Annotated in this window: 11 protein-coding genes; 1 reads left to right on the top strand and 10 read right to left on the bottom strand. The window is 34.2% G+C overall.

The window, feature by feature from the left end; genetic code table 11:
• Window positions 1–53 precede the first annotated feature (53 nt).
• From bsdtb5_RS17565 to bsdtb5_RS17600, 8 genes are all read right to left on the bottom strand, one after another.
• Entirely contained in the window at window positions 54–1,343 is a 1,290-nt protein-coding gene (locus tag bsdtb5_RS17565; protein WP_271713268.1) for an O-acetylhomoserine aminocarboxypropyltransferase/cysteine synthase family protein, read from the bottom strand.
• Between the two features lie 127 nt (window positions 1,344–1,470).
• On the bottom strand, window positions 1,471–1,917 hold the full coding sequence (locus tag bsdtb5_RS17570) for an RrF2 family transcriptional regulator (RefSeq protein ID WP_271713269.1): 447 nt from the start codon (window positions 1,915–1,917) through the stop codon (window positions 1,471–1,473).
• 185 nt (window positions 1,918–2,102) lie between these two features.
• A complete protein-coding gene (locus tag bsdtb5_RS17575; protein ID WP_271713270.1) occupies window positions 2,103–2,744 on the bottom strand; it encodes a hypothetical protein in 642 nt (213 codons plus the stop codon).
• A 31-nt stretch (window positions 2,745–2,775) separates the two neighbouring features.
• Entirely contained in the window at window positions 2,776–3,999 is a 1,224-nt protein-coding gene (locus tag bsdtb5_RS17580; protein ID WP_271713271.1) for a hypothetical protein, read from the bottom strand.
• A 201-nt stretch (window positions 4,000–4,200) separates the two neighbouring features.
• Window positions 4,201–8,136 carry an Ig-like domain-containing protein gene (locus bsdtb5_RS17585; RefSeq protein ID WP_271713272.1) on the bottom strand — a complete coding sequence of 1,312 codons (3,936 nt, stop codon included), beginning with the start codon at window positions 8,134–8,136 and terminating at the stop codon, window positions 4,201–4,203.
• A gap of 792 nt (window positions 8,137–8,928) precedes the next feature.
• Window positions 8,929–9,996, bottom strand: coding sequence for a glycosyltransferase family 2 protein (locus bsdtb5_RS17590; RefSeq protein WP_271716138.1), 1,068 nt, complete (start codon window positions 9,994–9,996; stop codon window positions 8,929–8,931).
• Between the two features lie 19 nt (window positions 9,997–10,015).
• Entirely contained in the window at window positions 10,016–10,447 is a 432-nt protein-coding gene (locus bsdtb5_RS17595; RefSeq protein ID WP_271713273.1) for a GtrA family protein, read from the bottom strand.
• Between the two features lie 475 nt (window positions 10,448–10,922).
• Entirely contained in the window at window positions 10,923–12,776 is a 1,854-nt protein-coding gene (locus tag bsdtb5_RS17600) for a polysaccharide biosynthesis protein (protein WP_271713274.1), read from the bottom strand.
• 657 nt (window positions 12,777–13,433) lie between these two features.
• Between bsdtb5_RS17600 and bsdtb5_RS17605 the strand changes: the two genes are divergently transcribed.
• Window positions 13,434–14,369, top strand: coding sequence for a nucleotidyltransferase family protein (locus bsdtb5_RS17605; RefSeq protein ID WP_271713275.1), 936 nt, complete (start codon window positions 13,434–13,436; stop codon window positions 14,367–14,369).
• Window positions 14,370–14,507: 138 nt separating this feature from the next.
• On the opposite strand, the gene bsdtb5_RS17610 is transcribed toward bsdtb5_RS17605, so the two are convergent.
• Both bsdtb5_RS17610 and wecB read right to left on the bottom strand, forming a co-directional pair.
• A complete protein-coding gene (locus tag bsdtb5_RS17610) occupies window positions 14,508–15,455 on the bottom strand; it encodes a glycosyltransferase family 2 protein (protein ID WP_271713276.1) in 948 nt (315 codons plus the stop codon).
• 414 nt (window positions 15,456–15,869) lie between these two features.
• Window positions 15,870–16,973 (bottom strand): non-hydrolyzing UDP-N-acetylglucosamine 2-epimerase, encoded by a 1,104-nt coding sequence (gene wecB / locus bsdtb5_RS17615; protein ID WP_271713277.1) that lies wholly within the window; start codon window positions 16,971–16,973, stop codon window positions 15,870–15,872.
• Window positions 16,974–17,020 lie beyond the last annotated feature (47 nt).

Raw genomic sequence — 17,020 nt, forward strand, 5'->3', positions numbered from 1 at the left:
TAGATTTATTATTATTGTAACTGATTTTTCTTTATGATTATACTAAAAAATTATTATTTTACCGCTTTCTCAAGTGCTTGCTTAATATCCTCAATCAGATCCTCTGCATCCTCAATACCGATAGATAATCGGACTGTATCTGGTGTGATTCCAGCTTTCTTTTGCTCCTCTTCATTTAACTGAAGATGTGTTGTAGTTGCTGGATGAATAACTAATGATTTGGCATCCGCAACATTGGCTAGTATAGAGAATATCTCAAGACTATCAATAAATGTGATAGCTGCTTCCTTACCTCCTTTTACGCCAAATGTAAATATAGAACCAGCGCCCTTAGGGAAATATTTATTAGCAAGATCATGATATTTACTTGATTCAAGACTAGGATAATTCACCCATGCTACTTTATCACTTTGCTCTAGGAACTCTACAATTTTCTTCGTATTCTCTACGTGTCGCTCTACTCTTACAGAAAGGCTTTCTAACCCTTGAAGAAATAGAAATGAGTTAAATGGAGAAAGAGTTGCTCCAGTATCTCTTAATAAGGTTACTCTTAATTTGGTAATATAAGCTGCTGCTCCAATGGCTTCATAATATTTAATTCCATGATAGCTTGGATCTGGTTCTGTAAGTCCAGGGAATTTACCACTCTTAGACCAATCAAAACGACCTCCATCTACTACTATACCACCAATCGAAGTGCCATGACCACCAATAAATTTGGTTGCTGAATGAACAACAATATCTGCACCATATTCAATTGGACGAATCAGATATGGAGTTCCAAATGTATTATCGATAATTAGAGGAATTCCATTCTCATGAGCGATACTAGCAACCGCTTCAATATCTACGATATTAATACCTGGATTACCTAATGATTCAATGAACACTGCTTTCGTATTTTCTTTAATCGCATTTCCAAAGTTCTCTACATCATCAGGATCCACAAAGGTTGTTGTAATTCCTAAAGCTGGAAGCGTATGTTCAAGTAAATTATGAGTCCCACCATATAAAGTACTTGCAGCAACGATATGATCTCCAGCTCTCGCGATGTTTAATACTGCGTATGTAATTGCTGCAGCACCAGAAGCTGTAGCTAGGGCTCCTACTCCACCTTCTAGAGCTGCAACACGTTTTTCAAAGACATCTGTTGTTGGATTCATAATTCTAGTGTAGATATTGCCACCCTCCGCTAGTGAAAAACGATTCTCACCTTGCTTAGAATCTTCAAATACATAGGATGTAGTCTGATAAATAGGTACTGCTCTTGATCCAGTCGTTGGGTCAACTTCCTGTCCTGCATGGACTGCTAGTGTATCAAATTTTAATTTTCTTTCACTCATAAGCTTCCTCCATTTCAACCTCTTATTAATGTTTCCTTATCTGTTTAGTAGGATTTATTTTATAAAAAATAAGTTTAGCATCTAGTTCTAAACTTATTAAAAATACAATTAATCTACACCATCTCACCTATATATAATACATAATAGGTTGAATGTTATTTAATCTACGATACTCATTCGCCAAATCTTCTAACGTTGTTGACTCCAAATAACGATTCACATTCTCGTTAATCTTAAGCCATACTAGGTTCTTAACAGCTGCCTGAATTGCATCAATATGTTCATCATCATAGATATTCTCATCTATAATATTAAAATCGCCTTCTAGTACTCTTAATATCGTTGATACTTTGATATTCTCAGGCTTATCAGATAGGATATATCCTCCTTGTGCACCTTTGATACTTTTAACGATTCCAGCTTTTCGAAGAATTGCAAAAACTTGCTCTAAGTAGTTCAGTGATATCTTCTGTCTTTCTGCAATACTGACTAATGAGACATGATTATCAGTAGAATACACCGTTAAGTCAACAAGTGCTCGAAGTCCATATCTACCTTTCGTTGAAACCTTCATAATCATTACCTCTCTCTAATATATTCTTATTACCTACTAAACTAGTACGTTTTATATATATTAGTTATACACCTATAAAGTCATTCTGTCAACCATTTTTATTATTTGATTATAAATTTGTCAATTTAGATAAAATACTTCTATTTGATCCGTTTCATCCTTTTTTCTTTAAACAATTCCAGATACTATTCAATTTCTAAATACTCCTTTATCATACTTAAAGTCTCTTCATCACATGACGTGCTTTTCATATATAACTCGATAAATAAATCTTCAATTATTACCTCTTTATATTTCACTAAGTTTTTGACTACAAGTTGAATTATATAAGTGTCTAAATCAAAAACATTATTATATAAAATTTCAGCTATATTCATAATATCTTGTTTATTCGCTTTCATGAAAAATGTTTTTAATAACATTTCAGAATTTTCATCATGAAAACCAGTATTTGATAAATTGCTCATTAATTCCTGTAAACTAAGTTCATTTGCCATAATTGAAATTAATATATTTTCTAACTTATAACTAGCTTCGGTAGAACTATCATTTTCACTGTAATAGCCATTAATAATATCATAGTCTGCAATTTCTTTGTATACATATTTTATACTTGTTTTTTCATTTCCACTATTAATGTAATTATCTATCTTTGAGCTAAGTACAACAAAGCGATCACTTTGTCGCCATGATATTGCCCTATCATCGTCTATAATTTGATAATATGTTGTTTCGTTAACCGTATCAATTTTATACCCGATTACTGGGTAAACTCTACCGACAGATAATCCCTCTCTACTTATTTCTTTTATACATTTCAGTATCATTTTCTGACTCCTTTCGGTATAAATTTTTCATCTAAATCAATAATCCAAAAACCATCCTTATCGGTAGCTGTGTTTTTAACCTCCCCCTTAAATTTTGGGGAACGGGAACTTTCATCTTAGCATCATATAAACTAACCTCACCCGTTTTTAAATTCTTATAATAATGGATTTTTCCATTTCCATATTCACTATTATAAGAATAAGTCGATTCCATCTTTGCCCAATCATTTATAGAACTACCATCTTTCGTTAATTCAGATATAAGTTTTTTATCTCCTAACTTATCTCCAGTAATTATAACCTCTGAATTTTCTAGAACATCATCTTTAATTAAAGATTTTTTGTATTGTTGATAATTATAAGCATCATTTGAATTACTATTTAAGTTATTTTGATCAACCTCATTATTTTTATTATTCGAGCGATTATTTCTATTCTGCTCATTATTATTTCTATTGTTATTCGCTTTTCCCTTGTACTTACTATACCCATACTGAGCCAATGCCCCTGCTGCAAGCGAAGCGACGGATGTTCTTGCGGTCTCCTTTAATTCCTCCCCGCTGTAGGCTTTTTCTTTTATCTTCTCTGCTTCCTCTGATGCAAGAAAGTCTGGGAAGTCTTCTCTACTAATCTTCGGTGGATTATCGACAGGTGCTACATTATAACTGGTATTGTGATTATTCTTGTTACGATCATAATAGTTTGAAGCATATCTTTTCTCATACTCCTTGTATTGTTTGTCTATGTAATCCTCGGTGGCTTTGATGTCTATCAGGTCGTGGGCTATTTGATTTACTAACTCTTCTTTCTTTTGTGGATCATATTTTTTTCCTAATACAACACATGCATAACTTGGTATTGCAAAATAATCATTCACATGATATAGGTTAATGAGTGAATCTAGCAATTCATCGTCCGATATCTCATGATTCTTGTATTTTAACTTAAGCTTTTCTATTTCATCTGAATATGGACTATTGCTAGTGTTGGAGTCTGTATTCTTGTCTTTTTCCTTGCTTTGATCTGTTAAACCACTATACTTTTCTTCAATACTCGCTTCTGTCTTCGTATACTGTACATATGCTTCTTTCAATGCTGTATGATACTTCTTCATTATAACATTACTTTGTATTGTATTTCCAATAATATTACCTAGTTCCTCCGAGATTCCATATTTCCCTAATGACATTGAATCTATTTGTACCTTAACTCTATAGATTCGATCTATGATACTCTCTAACTCCTCACTATACAAAGACATCTCCTCTGATGCATTCTGAATATTCTACTTTTTTCGACATTAAAAAGCACTCCCTTAACCTCCAAAGTTTAATCTGCCCCTGCTATTTGGCAGGTGAGCTGATTAAACTTATAAAGACTAAATGAGTGCATTTCTTTTGTTTGTATAACTATGTCTGTTTCACTGTATTTGTTTCACTTTTTCTAACACTTCTAACTACTGTACCTTCACTACTCTAGCAGGTCCCTTACCGGAAATGTTGCCGCCCCATACATATATTTTCGTATTTTTCTTCTGGGCTGGAATCTTAATCTTAAAGGTTCCATCTTCGCTTACCTTACCGACATAAGTTTTGCCACCAATCTTAGCATAGACTTTGGTCACTTGTTCCCCATCTGAATCCGTAAGTGGAACGATATCTACCTTACCAGTAATAACTTTGCTCTTCTCATGAATTGCATTTACTTTCGGTTGATTTGGCGCAGTCTTGACAATATTGGAATAATAGGAGCTACTAGAACCTGCTTTATTCTTTGCATAGATTCTAACCTCTGTTCCTGAATTATGTTTGGCAAACTTAATTGTATATACATAAGCGCCAAGATCACTGTCATATTTGTATTTTGCAGTTTGATAAGTCATCGAGCCAACTTTAGCAACTACAGTACAGTTCTTATCTGTCATAATACGTAATGTGTTCGTTGCAGTTGTAATCTCTGATCTTGTAATGGTTGGTTCATCTGGTCTTGCAAGCGCTACTGTAAATCGATCGGCTTCTATGATACCACCATCTACATATCTGGAATAAACATAGATTGGAGTACCTGCTGCTAAAGTCTTGCTTAATTCCAATTCAAAATTACCATCCGTATCCGTAGGAACTTCATAGACATGTTTGTTGATGGATACAAATACGTTATCTTCTCCATCGTAATATTGACCACTTACTGCATATTGTTTATTATTGATATCATCTAATATGATACTGTCATCCGTATTCATGTAATAGTTTTCAATATTCTGAACTTTCTTAGACATTGGATAACTGGTTCTTGTCTCACCACCTACATTATCAATGGCTTTTACTGTTACCTTATCTCCAATCGCAAGCTTCGATACTGGTACTGCATAATATCCCTTATCATCTGTCTGACCATAGAATACATCGCCATTAATCTCCACTTCGATATCATAGATTCTGGCCTCTTTACTTGTATTACGCACATAACCATATACTTTTCTTTCAATATTGGTTACCTCATAGATCTTTGGTGGATTAGGTGCAACATCTTTAGTCGTTACCGTATTTACACGGCTTACTCGGTTTAACTTATCCACACTATAGACTGCTATCTTCGTACCTGGCAACTGAATTGGCACTTTGATATTATATGTTCCATCCTTATCAACTTTTACTGACGTCTCATAGATGTCAAGAGAATTATCATACTTCTCACTATTTTGTAAGATATCTGCCCCTCCATCTTTTGCTACATAGGCATTCTTTCCAATTACAGCGTACATGTAGACTGCTTCGTCTCTTGTATTTCCAGTAATGCTAGTTACTTTGTTGGTAAATTGATTGACTGTAGGACAGTTTGGACCAGTTGACTTTACTTTTACTTCTGTCTTCTGACTACTACGCCCAGCACTATCCTTAACATATACATTTAATGTTGTATTGGCTAATTGGGCTGGTAATGGATAGGAAAATGTTCCATCAGCTGCTACCGTACCCTGATAAGTCTTATTGTCAGTTTCAAAATATATGTTAGCTAAAGGTTCGGCTGTACCTGTAATCTTCGTCTTACGGTTCGTATAGGTATCTACTTTTGGGTTTTGAAGAATATCTCTATTAATATTATCAATTGTTACCATAGTTATATTACAATTGCCTTGTTGATCTTCTGCTAAGATGCTATAAGTCCCATTCAGATTCACAGTAAATGTTCCATTGGTAACGTCTAGTGCTTCTCTCCATATATCATCATTGATATCGTGATTACCAAGTGCATATTTAAGCTTTGTTACCCCTGACTCATCATTTGCTTGAACTGCAACCGTTACATCTTGGTTCGTAGGAACGAGATTCAGTGGCATAGCAACGATATTCGGTGGTGTGGTATCTAATATTGTATAAGTTCCTCTTGCCAAATAATAATTATAGTTATGAATGGTATCTAGCTTCTTAACATACCAAGGATAATTTGAAGCAATGGAATCAGAAAGTGAACTTGCCATGACAATATATTGATTATTCGCATTAATCTTTAACTTCCAATTGTAATCTGGTGATATCTGTACTGCACCATTCTTGGCTAACATCTTAACATAATCACTAATCACCACTTGACTTCGATTATAGCCTTTCTTAACTGACTGCTTATCAATTCCTCTATTTGCCTCGGATGTAACATCAAGAAGATCTGTTGCTAGCAGGAATCGCATACCATTCGTCACAGTTGTTCCATTATAGGTTAGATTAACCACTCGATAAGAGTCACTAATCTTATTGCCTGCCTTGTCATATCTTGCATTCGCCGAAGGATCAATAGTATATTCTACCCCGTCAAATACCGTAAAGTTGACCCAACTTTTAAGCCAATCTGATTTCAATAAGGAAGCAGTATTGAACTCTTTCATTACATCCCACATGTCTTTACCTGTCCATGGGGATTGTTGTTCAATGTTCTCATAAGCACTTGCGGACCATTCTAGCCACTCTCTAAGCTGCTCACCTGTGATTGAATATAAGGCAATATATTTATTATATTTTTGCATACATGCTAGATCTGCTTCCGTTATCTTACCAGACAGATTAACAAAATCTTTATAGGAGTTCTGACCATACTTAATATAATTGGAAGCTGCAATAATATTATAATCTTTATATTTCGTATTGATATTATTTACATAATTAAGGGCGTATGCCATCTTGGCATTATTCATTAACTGTATGCCTGTATTATCTTGTACTAATCCAAAAAAATCCGTAATCTTTCTTGTACTATCAATGGTCGCTATCGTCTTCTCGTAATAATCCCCTAAGATATTTGCCCATTTACCAAAAGTACTTGCAATATCGTTATTCTCATAGGTTGAACTTTTTACTCTCCTTACTTCTGATGAACGAGAAGTGATATCAAAGGAGGAGCCCTTTTTCTTTAATGAAAGATCGACAACACCAATACTCTGACCTCGATCTGCAGACATTACAAGGTTCTTACCATTCACAAGACCTGTATCCGCATCTACTCCAGATAATTTATAATATTTCATGGAATGGTTTGAATTAGGGAACATATTATGTTCATGCCCACATAGGACAACGTCAACGTCTTTAATCTTCGTCAAGGCATAAGATTCATTGTTATCTCCCTCTTCTGGCTTCTCAGCACCAAAACCAGAATGGGCTAATACTACGATAACATCTGCTCCTTTGGCTTTTAACTTCTTTGCCTGGGCCTTCACATTGATTACAAGATCTTCCGTACTTAGAGTACCTGTATAATTCTCTGTCTTGGTTGATAACTTAGGAATTGTCTCTCCTATGATTCCAACCTTTATCTTCACTCTATCTCCATTTTGAGTATATGCATTTCTCGTAATAATCATATTCTCATGAAATGGATGCTTATCCGTCTTCGTCTCCCATAGGTTGGATACTACTACGTTATCTTTTAACCCCGACTGTTCTAATTGATATTTGATATAATCATATCCGTAGTCAAAATCATGATTGCCTAGTGTAATGGCGTCGTAGCCAACTTTAGCAATTGCTTCATAGATTGGTTGTAACTCTTTCTGGTTGTCTGCAAATATGTATTCTGTGGTGAAATCGAATAGATTATCTCCGATATCAAAGGTAAATGTATTCTCATCTTGTTTCTCTTGTCTTGCCTCTTCAATTAATGAATAGGCTTTTGCAAGACCACCTGAATTATAGCTCCCCCCTGTCTCATAATCCTTCGAATTAATCTGACCATGGGTATCTGACGTGAAGATTAATCTTAAGTCTACTTTATCATCAGATGCCGCTTTTACTGTTGTCATAGAACTTGAATCATTTGTTCTTGCAAATACAAATGATATTAAGACGGCTATCGTAGCATACTTTATGATCTGTTTGATTCTGCTTGGCTTCTTGTTCATAACTTCCTCCAATTTTTTGGTGCTTTTATCACGGTTGCCTAAGGTTTAGGTTGTCTCGGCAATTTGCATACAACAGAAAAGCTCTTGCTTCATTGAAACTGTATAAGATGTTCTAATTCTCAGAGTATTTTGCGCAATACATATCCGAGGACAGATAACTCGCTGAGCTCAGACAGATCTGTCCTCGGATATAGCGTAAAATACTCTAAGAATAAGAACTTCTAATACAGTTTCAAAGGCGCATTCGCCTTTTCTGTTGTATGCAAATTGCCAGGCAAGTTTTTTGTGAATACTTAGGTAATTAGTAATTAGGATATTCTACTTTTAGAAGATGCTGATATAATTTTAATAGATTGTCAATAATATTGTTATTGTCTTGTTCTATTTGTTCTTGTTTCTTTTTTCACTTTATTGTATTACTTTAATTTTCTTTATTTTCCACTCTATTTTTGCCTTATTTTCAGGTTATTTCGCTTGGTTATGTATTGTTGCTCATTGTATACTTTGGTAGAGTTACTTTCTATTATTGTTACTTCTTAAGACTTACAGTAATTACACAAGAATAGTAGATTGCTCTCCAGATGGCGAAAAACAATCTACTATCTTAATAATTGATCTCTATTATAATTATATGAATACCGTATGTAGTGATAAATCTAATTATTTTGCACCATCATTTTACTCCTTAGCTAAATCATAGGATGTAAATATGACACAATTTTGTCAAACTTTTTACTTATTTATTAAGTATTCTTACAAATGCTGTTCTGGGTATTGTAAGAATACCATCCTTTATTGGTCTTCTAGCATTTCTATATTATCAAGTACCCCATTATTTTTTTGCTCTTTCCCAACTGCCTGTTCTTGTTTATTAGGTACTTTCTCTTCTTCCTTATCCTCCAGAATAATGTCTTGAATTAGATACCTTGGGCGTCTTTTCACCTCATTATAGATCTTACCGACGTACTCCCCAATGATTCCGATGGAGAGTAGCTGAATTCCTCCAAGTAGCCAGATGGAAGCTAATAGGGAGGTCCAACCTGCTACGGTTCTACCAAGAATCTTACAGATTAGGGTCCACGCCAGGGTTGCTAGACTGATTAGAAATATGATAAAACCTAGGTTTGCAATCAGTCGAATTGGCTTGATGCTAAAAGAGGTAATCCCGTCGAGAGCAAAGGCGAGCATCTTCTTAAGCGGATATTTGGACTTGCCTGCATATCTCTTGTCTCTCTTATATTCTACTGTAGTTGATGGATAGCCAATGAGTGGAATCAATCCACGTAGGAATAGATTCACTTCGGTATACTGTTCTAGTCCGTCAATTGCTCTCTTACTCATCAGGCGATAATCTGCATGATTATAAGTCATGGTTACGCCAAGATGATGCATCATCTTATAGAAGGTCTGGGCGCTCCATTTCTTAAAGAAAGTATCTGTCTTCCTTGATGAACGCACTCCATATACAATATCATATCCTTCTGTATATTTCTGTAACATTAGATCAATTGCCTCAATATCATCTTGGAGATCTGCATCCATGGAGATTACGATATCTGCATATTCTTTGGCTGTCATTAGTCCAGCTAACAGTGCATTCTGATGCCCTTTATTTCTCGATAGATTCACCCCACTAAAGATTGGATTCATCTCATGCAGACTCTGAATGGTCTTCCAAGTTAAGTCCGTGGAGCCATCATTGACAAATAGAATCCTGCTCTTAGGATGAATCTGCCTAGCTTCCATTAAGTCCTTCATCTTCTTAAGTAAACGCTTTGCTGTCTCAGGTAATACTTCTTCTTCTTGATAACAAGGAACGACAAGATATAAGATACTCTCATCTGTATTCTCATTACTCACTCTCTCTTTGGTAGGATTATCAAACTTGTCCTTTTGAACCAATCTTCTCTTCCCCCTTAAATACAAATAACTTACTAATTACATAATTCATTATGACCACCATGATGTTGGATAAAATCTTTATAATCATATCGTTGAAATGGAACACATCAACGAATAAAAACATAATAAATAGATCACAACCACCGGAGAATAATCTTCCACCAAAGAAAGAGGTGGCTTCTCGAAGGAGCTCATTAAAAGAACTTGTCTTACTATCAAATACCCATATCTTATTAGTTACATAGGCAAATATAACGGATAGGATAAATGCTATCACGGTACTCGTCATCGTACCTGCTCCTAATACTCTTGCAAATATATAATACGTGATAATATTAATGACTGTTGTTAATCCACCGAAGATTAGATAGAGTAGGATTTCTTTGTATTTACATAGTAGAGCTTTCATTAAGACCTCCATTAATTGGTATTGATTCGTCCCTTAGATGACCTGCTTTGAGAGTCGCTTCGGTAATTTGCATCAAACAGAAAAAGCGAATGCTTCATTGGAACTGTATAAGATGTTCTAATTCTCAGACTCTTTTGTTAAGAACATATCCTCGTACAGATAACTCACTTCGTTCAAACAAATCTGTACGAGGATATAACACAAAAGTGTCTGAGAAAAGAACTTCTAATACAGTTTCAAAGGCGCATTCGCTTTTTCTGTTTGATGCAAATTACCATGCCAGTTGTTGGAGCAGGTCAATTGGGGACGAATCGAATATTGGAACCTTATTTTTTAATCTAAGATTTTTTATCTTACTTTTTTATCCTATATTTTGAATCTTTTTTTTGAATCTTTTTTTGATTTTGAAATTTCATCAAATTTATATCAAATTTATCATTTAAACTTTATTTAGGTTTTACCAACTTTCGTCTTTCTATTCTTCTTTGGAGGGTACATAGGTTGGAACAATCTGATGTACTAAGGTTCTAATATCCTCGGTCTCATTATTTACTGCTTTGTCCAATTCCTCCAGTGAATGAAGGAAGGCTTCCTCGTCAAATTGAATTGGCTTTCCGATATGTATCAATTTATTCTTCGTACTCAGTAATCCTTCTTCATCCATTAACAATTCTTCATATAACTTTTCGCCTGGTCTAAGGCCAATGTATTCTATCTCTATATCTCTACCTGGTTTATAACCAGATAAGCGAATTAAGTTCTCTGCTAATTCTTTGATCTTCACGGGTTCTCCCATATCTAAGACAAAGATCTCGCCACCCTTGGCATAGGCTCCCGCTTGTAGTACAAGGGATACTGCTTCTGGAATCGTCATAAAGTAGCGAATAATATCAGGATGAGTGACTGTTACTGGTCCTCCTTGGATAATCTGTTTCTTAAATAATGGAATAACACTTCCATTACTGCCTAACACATTACCAAAACGTACTGCTACGAATTCGGTCTCAGAACGGTTGTTATAAGTCTGAACTAACATCTCACACATTCTCTTCGAGGCACCCATGATATTCGTTGGATTCACTGCTTTATCCGTGGATATCAAGATAAAACGCTTCACCTTATATTTATCTGCTGCTTTGACCATCTTATAGGTACCAAAGACATTATTCTTAATGGCTTCATTCGGACTATTCTCCATCAGTGGAACATGCTTATGTGCGGCTGCATGGTATACAATATCTGGTTGATAGGTATGAAAGATAACATCCATACGATTTGTATTACGTACGGAGGCAATCAGTACCACTAGGTTTAGATTAGGGTGTTCTAACAGGAGTTCCTGTTGAATGTCATATGCATTATTCTCATAGATATCTACGATGATTAATTGCTTTGGTTCATATTTAGCAATCTGTCTACATAATTCACTTCCAATGGAACCACCACCACCTGTGATTAGAATTACTTTATCCTTCACAGACATTATCTCATTGAGATCAGTCTCAATCGGTTCTCTTCCTAATAGATCCTCAATCTCAACACTCTTAAGGCTACTTACACTTACGTCATCATTAATCAACTGATACATTCCTGGTAGCATCTTAAGCTTACAGCCTGTCTCCTTACATAACTTAAGAATCTCTTTCGTCTCTGTTCTTGGAGCAGATGGCATTGCTAAGATAATGTCGGTTACTTGATACTTCTCAGCCATTGCAACGATACTATGACGGTTACCTACAATCTTCACACCTTGGATGAAGCGGTTGAACTTATCTTCATCATCATCAATAGCGCACACAACGTTACCATCTAAGTAGGAACTAATCATAATCTCTTTGATAATAGCATTAGCTGCTTGTCCTGCTCCTACAATCATAATACGGCTCTTATTATCCGTGCGATAACGATAATTAAACATACGTAGAAAACGATAAAGGAATCTGGCTGCAGTCACTGCTCCGATTAGGAATACCAGATTGAGTGGGTAGTAACTTCTTGGTACGTGCACTTGCATGATGTGCATACCTATGAATTGGATAATCTCAGCAATGGTACATGCATAGAGGATATTCGCCATCTCTTCAATACTTGCATACTTCCACAGACTGTGGTATAGGCGAAATAGGAAGAATATGATTAAGGTTAGTATCGTGTTAATTGGTGCATAATATAAGATAGCCTCTGAGAATTCAATCGGTACCTTCCAAAAATTCAGATCAAATCGTATTAATATCGCTAAATATGAGGCCATATTTAAAAGTAATATGTCTAGCATAATAAGAAATGATTGACGAACAGCTAATTTTCTATCTTTTAGTATCTTCCCCATGGTTCATGACTCCTCGTAATTCTTATTGATAAGAAAATAATTCGTAACTATAATAACTAGTAACTTTGTATGATATTGTAATTGTACATTTTATAAACTGTATACTGGTAATCTATACTCGTAACATCACGCTCAATTTACTAACTCTTCACACTAAACCACATTCCTACGACTAGCTCGCAGGCCTAAATTCAACGTGTGAAATACTTTTTATTCACACTAGCTCCCATCTGTCGCCTTTGGCGACATACACATCATGGGTGTGAAACGAATTAGTGTATATTCGTTGTGTTAATCGTTGCAAATTCTTTCTAACTCCATATATCTTAGCATAATTTATAAAATCTTACAACGAAAAACAAGTGTAAGATATATGTATATTTTGTATATTCAATTGCAGTCACGCTCGCTTTCATATACTTACATATTACTCTTAAATTCTATATATATTTACAGATTTATGTAATATATTAAATTATTAATGCAAATGTGATAATTTTAGTATATAATATTATACAAACTAGATAAATAACTCGTACTTCCAAGTAAAAGATAGTGGAATACCTGATATATTCATATACTTTTGTACTGAATATATCAAGTATAGTATACAGTGTATCTAGGAAGTTTGAGATAAATAATTCTTAGGAGAACAATATGAAACAGAATACATTAGTTATCATGGCTGCGGGCCTTGGAAGCAGATATGGTGGTATCAAACAATTAGAACCAGTTGGTCCAAGCGGTGAAATTATCATGGATTATTCGATCTATGATGCAATTCAAGCAGGCTTTCAAAAAGTAGTATTCATCATTCGAAAAGACATCGAAGAAGACTTTAAAGAGATTATCGGTAATCGAATCTCTAAAATTATAGATACAGAATATGTACTACAGGATATTAATGATTTACCAGAAGGTTATGAAGTTCCAGAAGGCAGAACAAAACCATGGGGAACAGGTCAAGCTATTCTATGTTGCAAGGATCTTGTGGATGGACCATTTGCAGTTATTAATGCAGATGACTATTATGGAAAAGATGCATTTGTTAAAATAAATGAGTTTCTAAAGAATCCAGAGGTTGTTGTGGGAAAATATAGTTTCTGTATGGCTGGATTTATTCTTGGTAATACGTTGAGTGATAATGGTAGCGTTACAAGAGGAATCTGCACGGTTAATGCTTATGATGTGCTAGTTGATGTTAAGGAGACTAGTGGTATTAGACCTGAAGGTGATATAGCTGTTGCTATAGGCTGTGATGGCAGGGAGTATGAGGTAAATCTTGATGATGTGGTTTCTATGAATATGTGGGGATTTACGAAGGAAATATTTAAGGAGTTGGAGGAAGGATTTCCGAAATTCTTGGATAAGCTTGGCGAGAATCGACTTAAGGCAGAGTATTTGTTGCCAGTGATTGTGGATGGGTTGATTAAGGATGATAAAGCACAGGTTAAGGTGTTAAGGACTGACGATAAATGGGTTGGAGTTACTTATAAGGAAGATAAGAAAGTGGTTGTGGAGACGATTATGGGATATGTTAAGGATGGAATTTATCCGATGGCATTGTATAATTATAAAGAAACGGGAATGTGAGTCATTCCCGTTTCTTTTCACTATAAATTAGATTTGCTGTATTCCATCCAAATGTAATTTTACTTTGATCTTAATATAAACATATTTTTTACTGTACCAGATAAATTTATTATATTATGTACTTAATTTAATCGTCCATCATTTTTCTTTATTTACATTTATATTATCCTCATTCACAATAAACAAAGGCCTCTTTTTTGTTTCAATATATGTCTTTGCTAAATATTGCCCTAAGATTCCTATGGAAAATAATTGTATCCCTCCAATTAATAATATAATACAGGTCATAGAGGGCCACCCACTAACAGGATCACCCCATAATAAAGTTTTGACAACAATAACACATAATAATGCTAAAGACAAAAAGCAAAGTAAAAATCCAATAATTGAAGCTATTGCAAGTGGAGCAGTTGTAAAAGCTACTATTCCTTCTAATGAATATAGAAACAGCTTCCAAAATGACCATTTCGTTTCACCTGCAGCTCTCTTTACATTAACATATGGTAACCATTTTGTTCTAAAACCTACCCAACCAAATATACCTTTAGAAAATCTATTATATTCACCTATAGATATAATTGCATCAACCATTTTTCTATTCATTAATCTAAAATCTCTTGCACCATCTACTATATCCGATTTAGACAATTTGTTTATAATCTTATAAAACATGCGGGCAAAAAAAGATCTTATTGGAGGCTCCCCTTCTCTAGTCGTCCTTCTGGTTGCTACACTATCATATTCACCACTCGATATATACCGATACATTTCTGGAAGCAAGGATGGTGGATCTTGCATATCTGCATCCATAAAAGCTATATAATCACCAGTAGCATTGATTAAACCTGCATACATAGCTGATTCCTTCCCAAAATTTCTTGAAAATGAAATAAATTTTATTCTACTATCATGCTCACTGAAATTTTTAATAATATTCAATGTATTATCTTTAGAGCCATCATCTATAAAAATGAATTCAAAATTTTGCTCTTTCATATGCAAAGTCACTTCTTTAATTGCTGAATAAAAGATGGGTAGTGAATCAAATTCATTGAAACATGGTGTAATTATAGAGATTTTATCCATTTTAAATCCTCACTTAAATTATTATTTTATCTATTATAAATGTATACTAGACCATCTTTCTAATATATATGAAAATACTGATATCATCCTTGGTTCTAGAGCACCTCTCAAAGATTGTTTCCAATTTACTATTTAATATTACGTACAAATTGGTGTGCTCAATTGATCCACAAAATCTTCTGTCAAAATTAGATTACGGTTTCTTATATATACTTAGTATAATCTATTACTTTAATAAAATATTTTCTCAGTTATTTGATTATTAGAGAACTCTACTATATTATTGCATTAATATTTACAGAATGTAAAATCTATTCATTTCTATGCTTTTCTGAGAGATCTCAATTATCTTTAATAAATTTTCATACATTAATTTAACAATGATTATTTGACTTAACCAATAACAAAAGGGTACTACTCTTCCAACTCTGCTTCTAATATATCTGCAATTTTTTTACAAGCGAATCCATCACCATAAGGATTTGAGGCCTTGCTCATTTTATTATATTCTTCTTTGTTAGTCAATAATTTTCTAAACTCTGAATAAATTGTTTCTTCATTTGTACCAACTAATTTTAATGTTCCAGCTTTTATACCCTCTGGTCTTTCAGTAGTATCTCTCATTACTAGTACAGGTTTTCCTAATGAAGGAGCCTCTTCTTGGATTCCGCCACTATCGGTTAGTATTAAGTATGATCTTTCCATAAAATTGTGAAAATCCAATACATCTAAAGGATCAATAATTCGTATTCTTTCGTGATTTCCTAAAATACTATTTGCTGCTTGACGTACAACAGGATTCATATGAATAGGATAAATAACTTTTATATCTTCATATTCATCTACAATTCGTTTTATTGCTCTAAACATATGATGTAAAGGTTCTCCAAGATTTTCTCTTCGGTGTGCTGTTAACATAATTAATCTACTATCAGAAGCCCAATCAAGCTGCTCATGTGTATAATTTTCTGTGACTGTAGTTTTTAATGCATCAATTGCGGTATTCCCAGTAATATATATTGTAGATTCTTCTTTACCTTCTTGCAATAGATTCTGTTTAGATAATTCAGTTGGTGCAAAATTAAATTTTGATATAATACTTGTAGCCTGTCGATTAAATTCTTCTGGATATGGCGAGTAAATATTATACGTCCTAAGACCAGCTTCAACATGACCAATTGCAATTTGCATATAAAAACATGCTAAAGACGTAGCAAATGTTGTAGTAGTATCCCCATGTACAAGTACTACATCTGGCTGTACTTTTTCTATTACTTGTTTTACTTTTTGCAAAACACCAACTGTTACATCAAATAAAGTCTGATTTTCTTTCATAATAGCTAAATCATAATCAGGTACAACTTCAAAGGCATCTAGCACTTGATCAAGCATTTGACGATGTTGGCCTGTAACACATACAATTGTTTCTATATTTTTTCTTGTTTTCAATTCCTTAACCAATGGACACATTTTAATTGCTTCAGGGCGTGTCCCAAAGACGAGCATAATTTTTTTCATATTGTCCTCCATTTACCATCCAATAGGTATATCTTATTTATCTCAAT

Origin of the sequence: Anaeromicropila herbilytica, from assembly GCF_016591975.1 — a bacterium.
Classification (GTDB): Bacteria; Bacillota; Clostridia; order Lachnospirales; family Lachnospiraceae; genus Anaeromicropila; species Anaeromicropila herbilytica.

Coding starts and splice junctions, on each gene's coding strand:
- wecB (WP_271713277.1), bottom strand. CDS start 16,973: ATGAAAAAAATTATGCTCGTCTTTGGGACACGCCCTGAAGCAATTAAA.
- bsdtb5_RS17610 (WP_271713276.1), bottom strand. CDS start 15,455: ATGGATAAAATCTCTATAATTACACCATGTTTCAATGAATTTGATTCA.
- bsdtb5_RS17570 (WP_271713269.1), bottom strand. CDS start 1,917: ATGAAGGTTTCAACGAAAGGTAGATATGGACTTCGAGCACTTGTTGAC.
- bsdtb5_RS17605 (WP_271713275.1), top strand. CDS start 13,434: ATGAAACAGAATACATTAGTTATCATGGCTGCGGGCCTTGGAAGCAGA.
- bsdtb5_RS17600 (WP_271713274.1), bottom strand. CDS start 12,776: ATGGGGAAGATACTAAAAGATAGAAAATTAGCTGTTCGTCAATCATTT.
- bsdtb5_RS17595 (WP_271713273.1), bottom strand. CDS start 10,447: ATGAAAGCTCTACTATGTAAATACAAAGAAATCCTACTCTATCTAATC.
- bsdtb5_RS17585 (WP_271713272.1), bottom strand. CDS start 8,136: ATGAACAAGAAGCCAAGCAGAATCAAACAGATCATAAAGTATGCTACG.
- bsdtb5_RS17575 (WP_271713270.1), bottom strand. CDS start 2,744: ATGATACTGAAATGTATAAAAGAAATAAGTAGAGAGGGATTATCTGTC.
- bsdtb5_RS17565 (WP_271713268.1), bottom strand. CDS start 1,343: ATGAGTGAAAGAAAATTAAAATTTGATACACTAGCAGTCCATGCAGGA.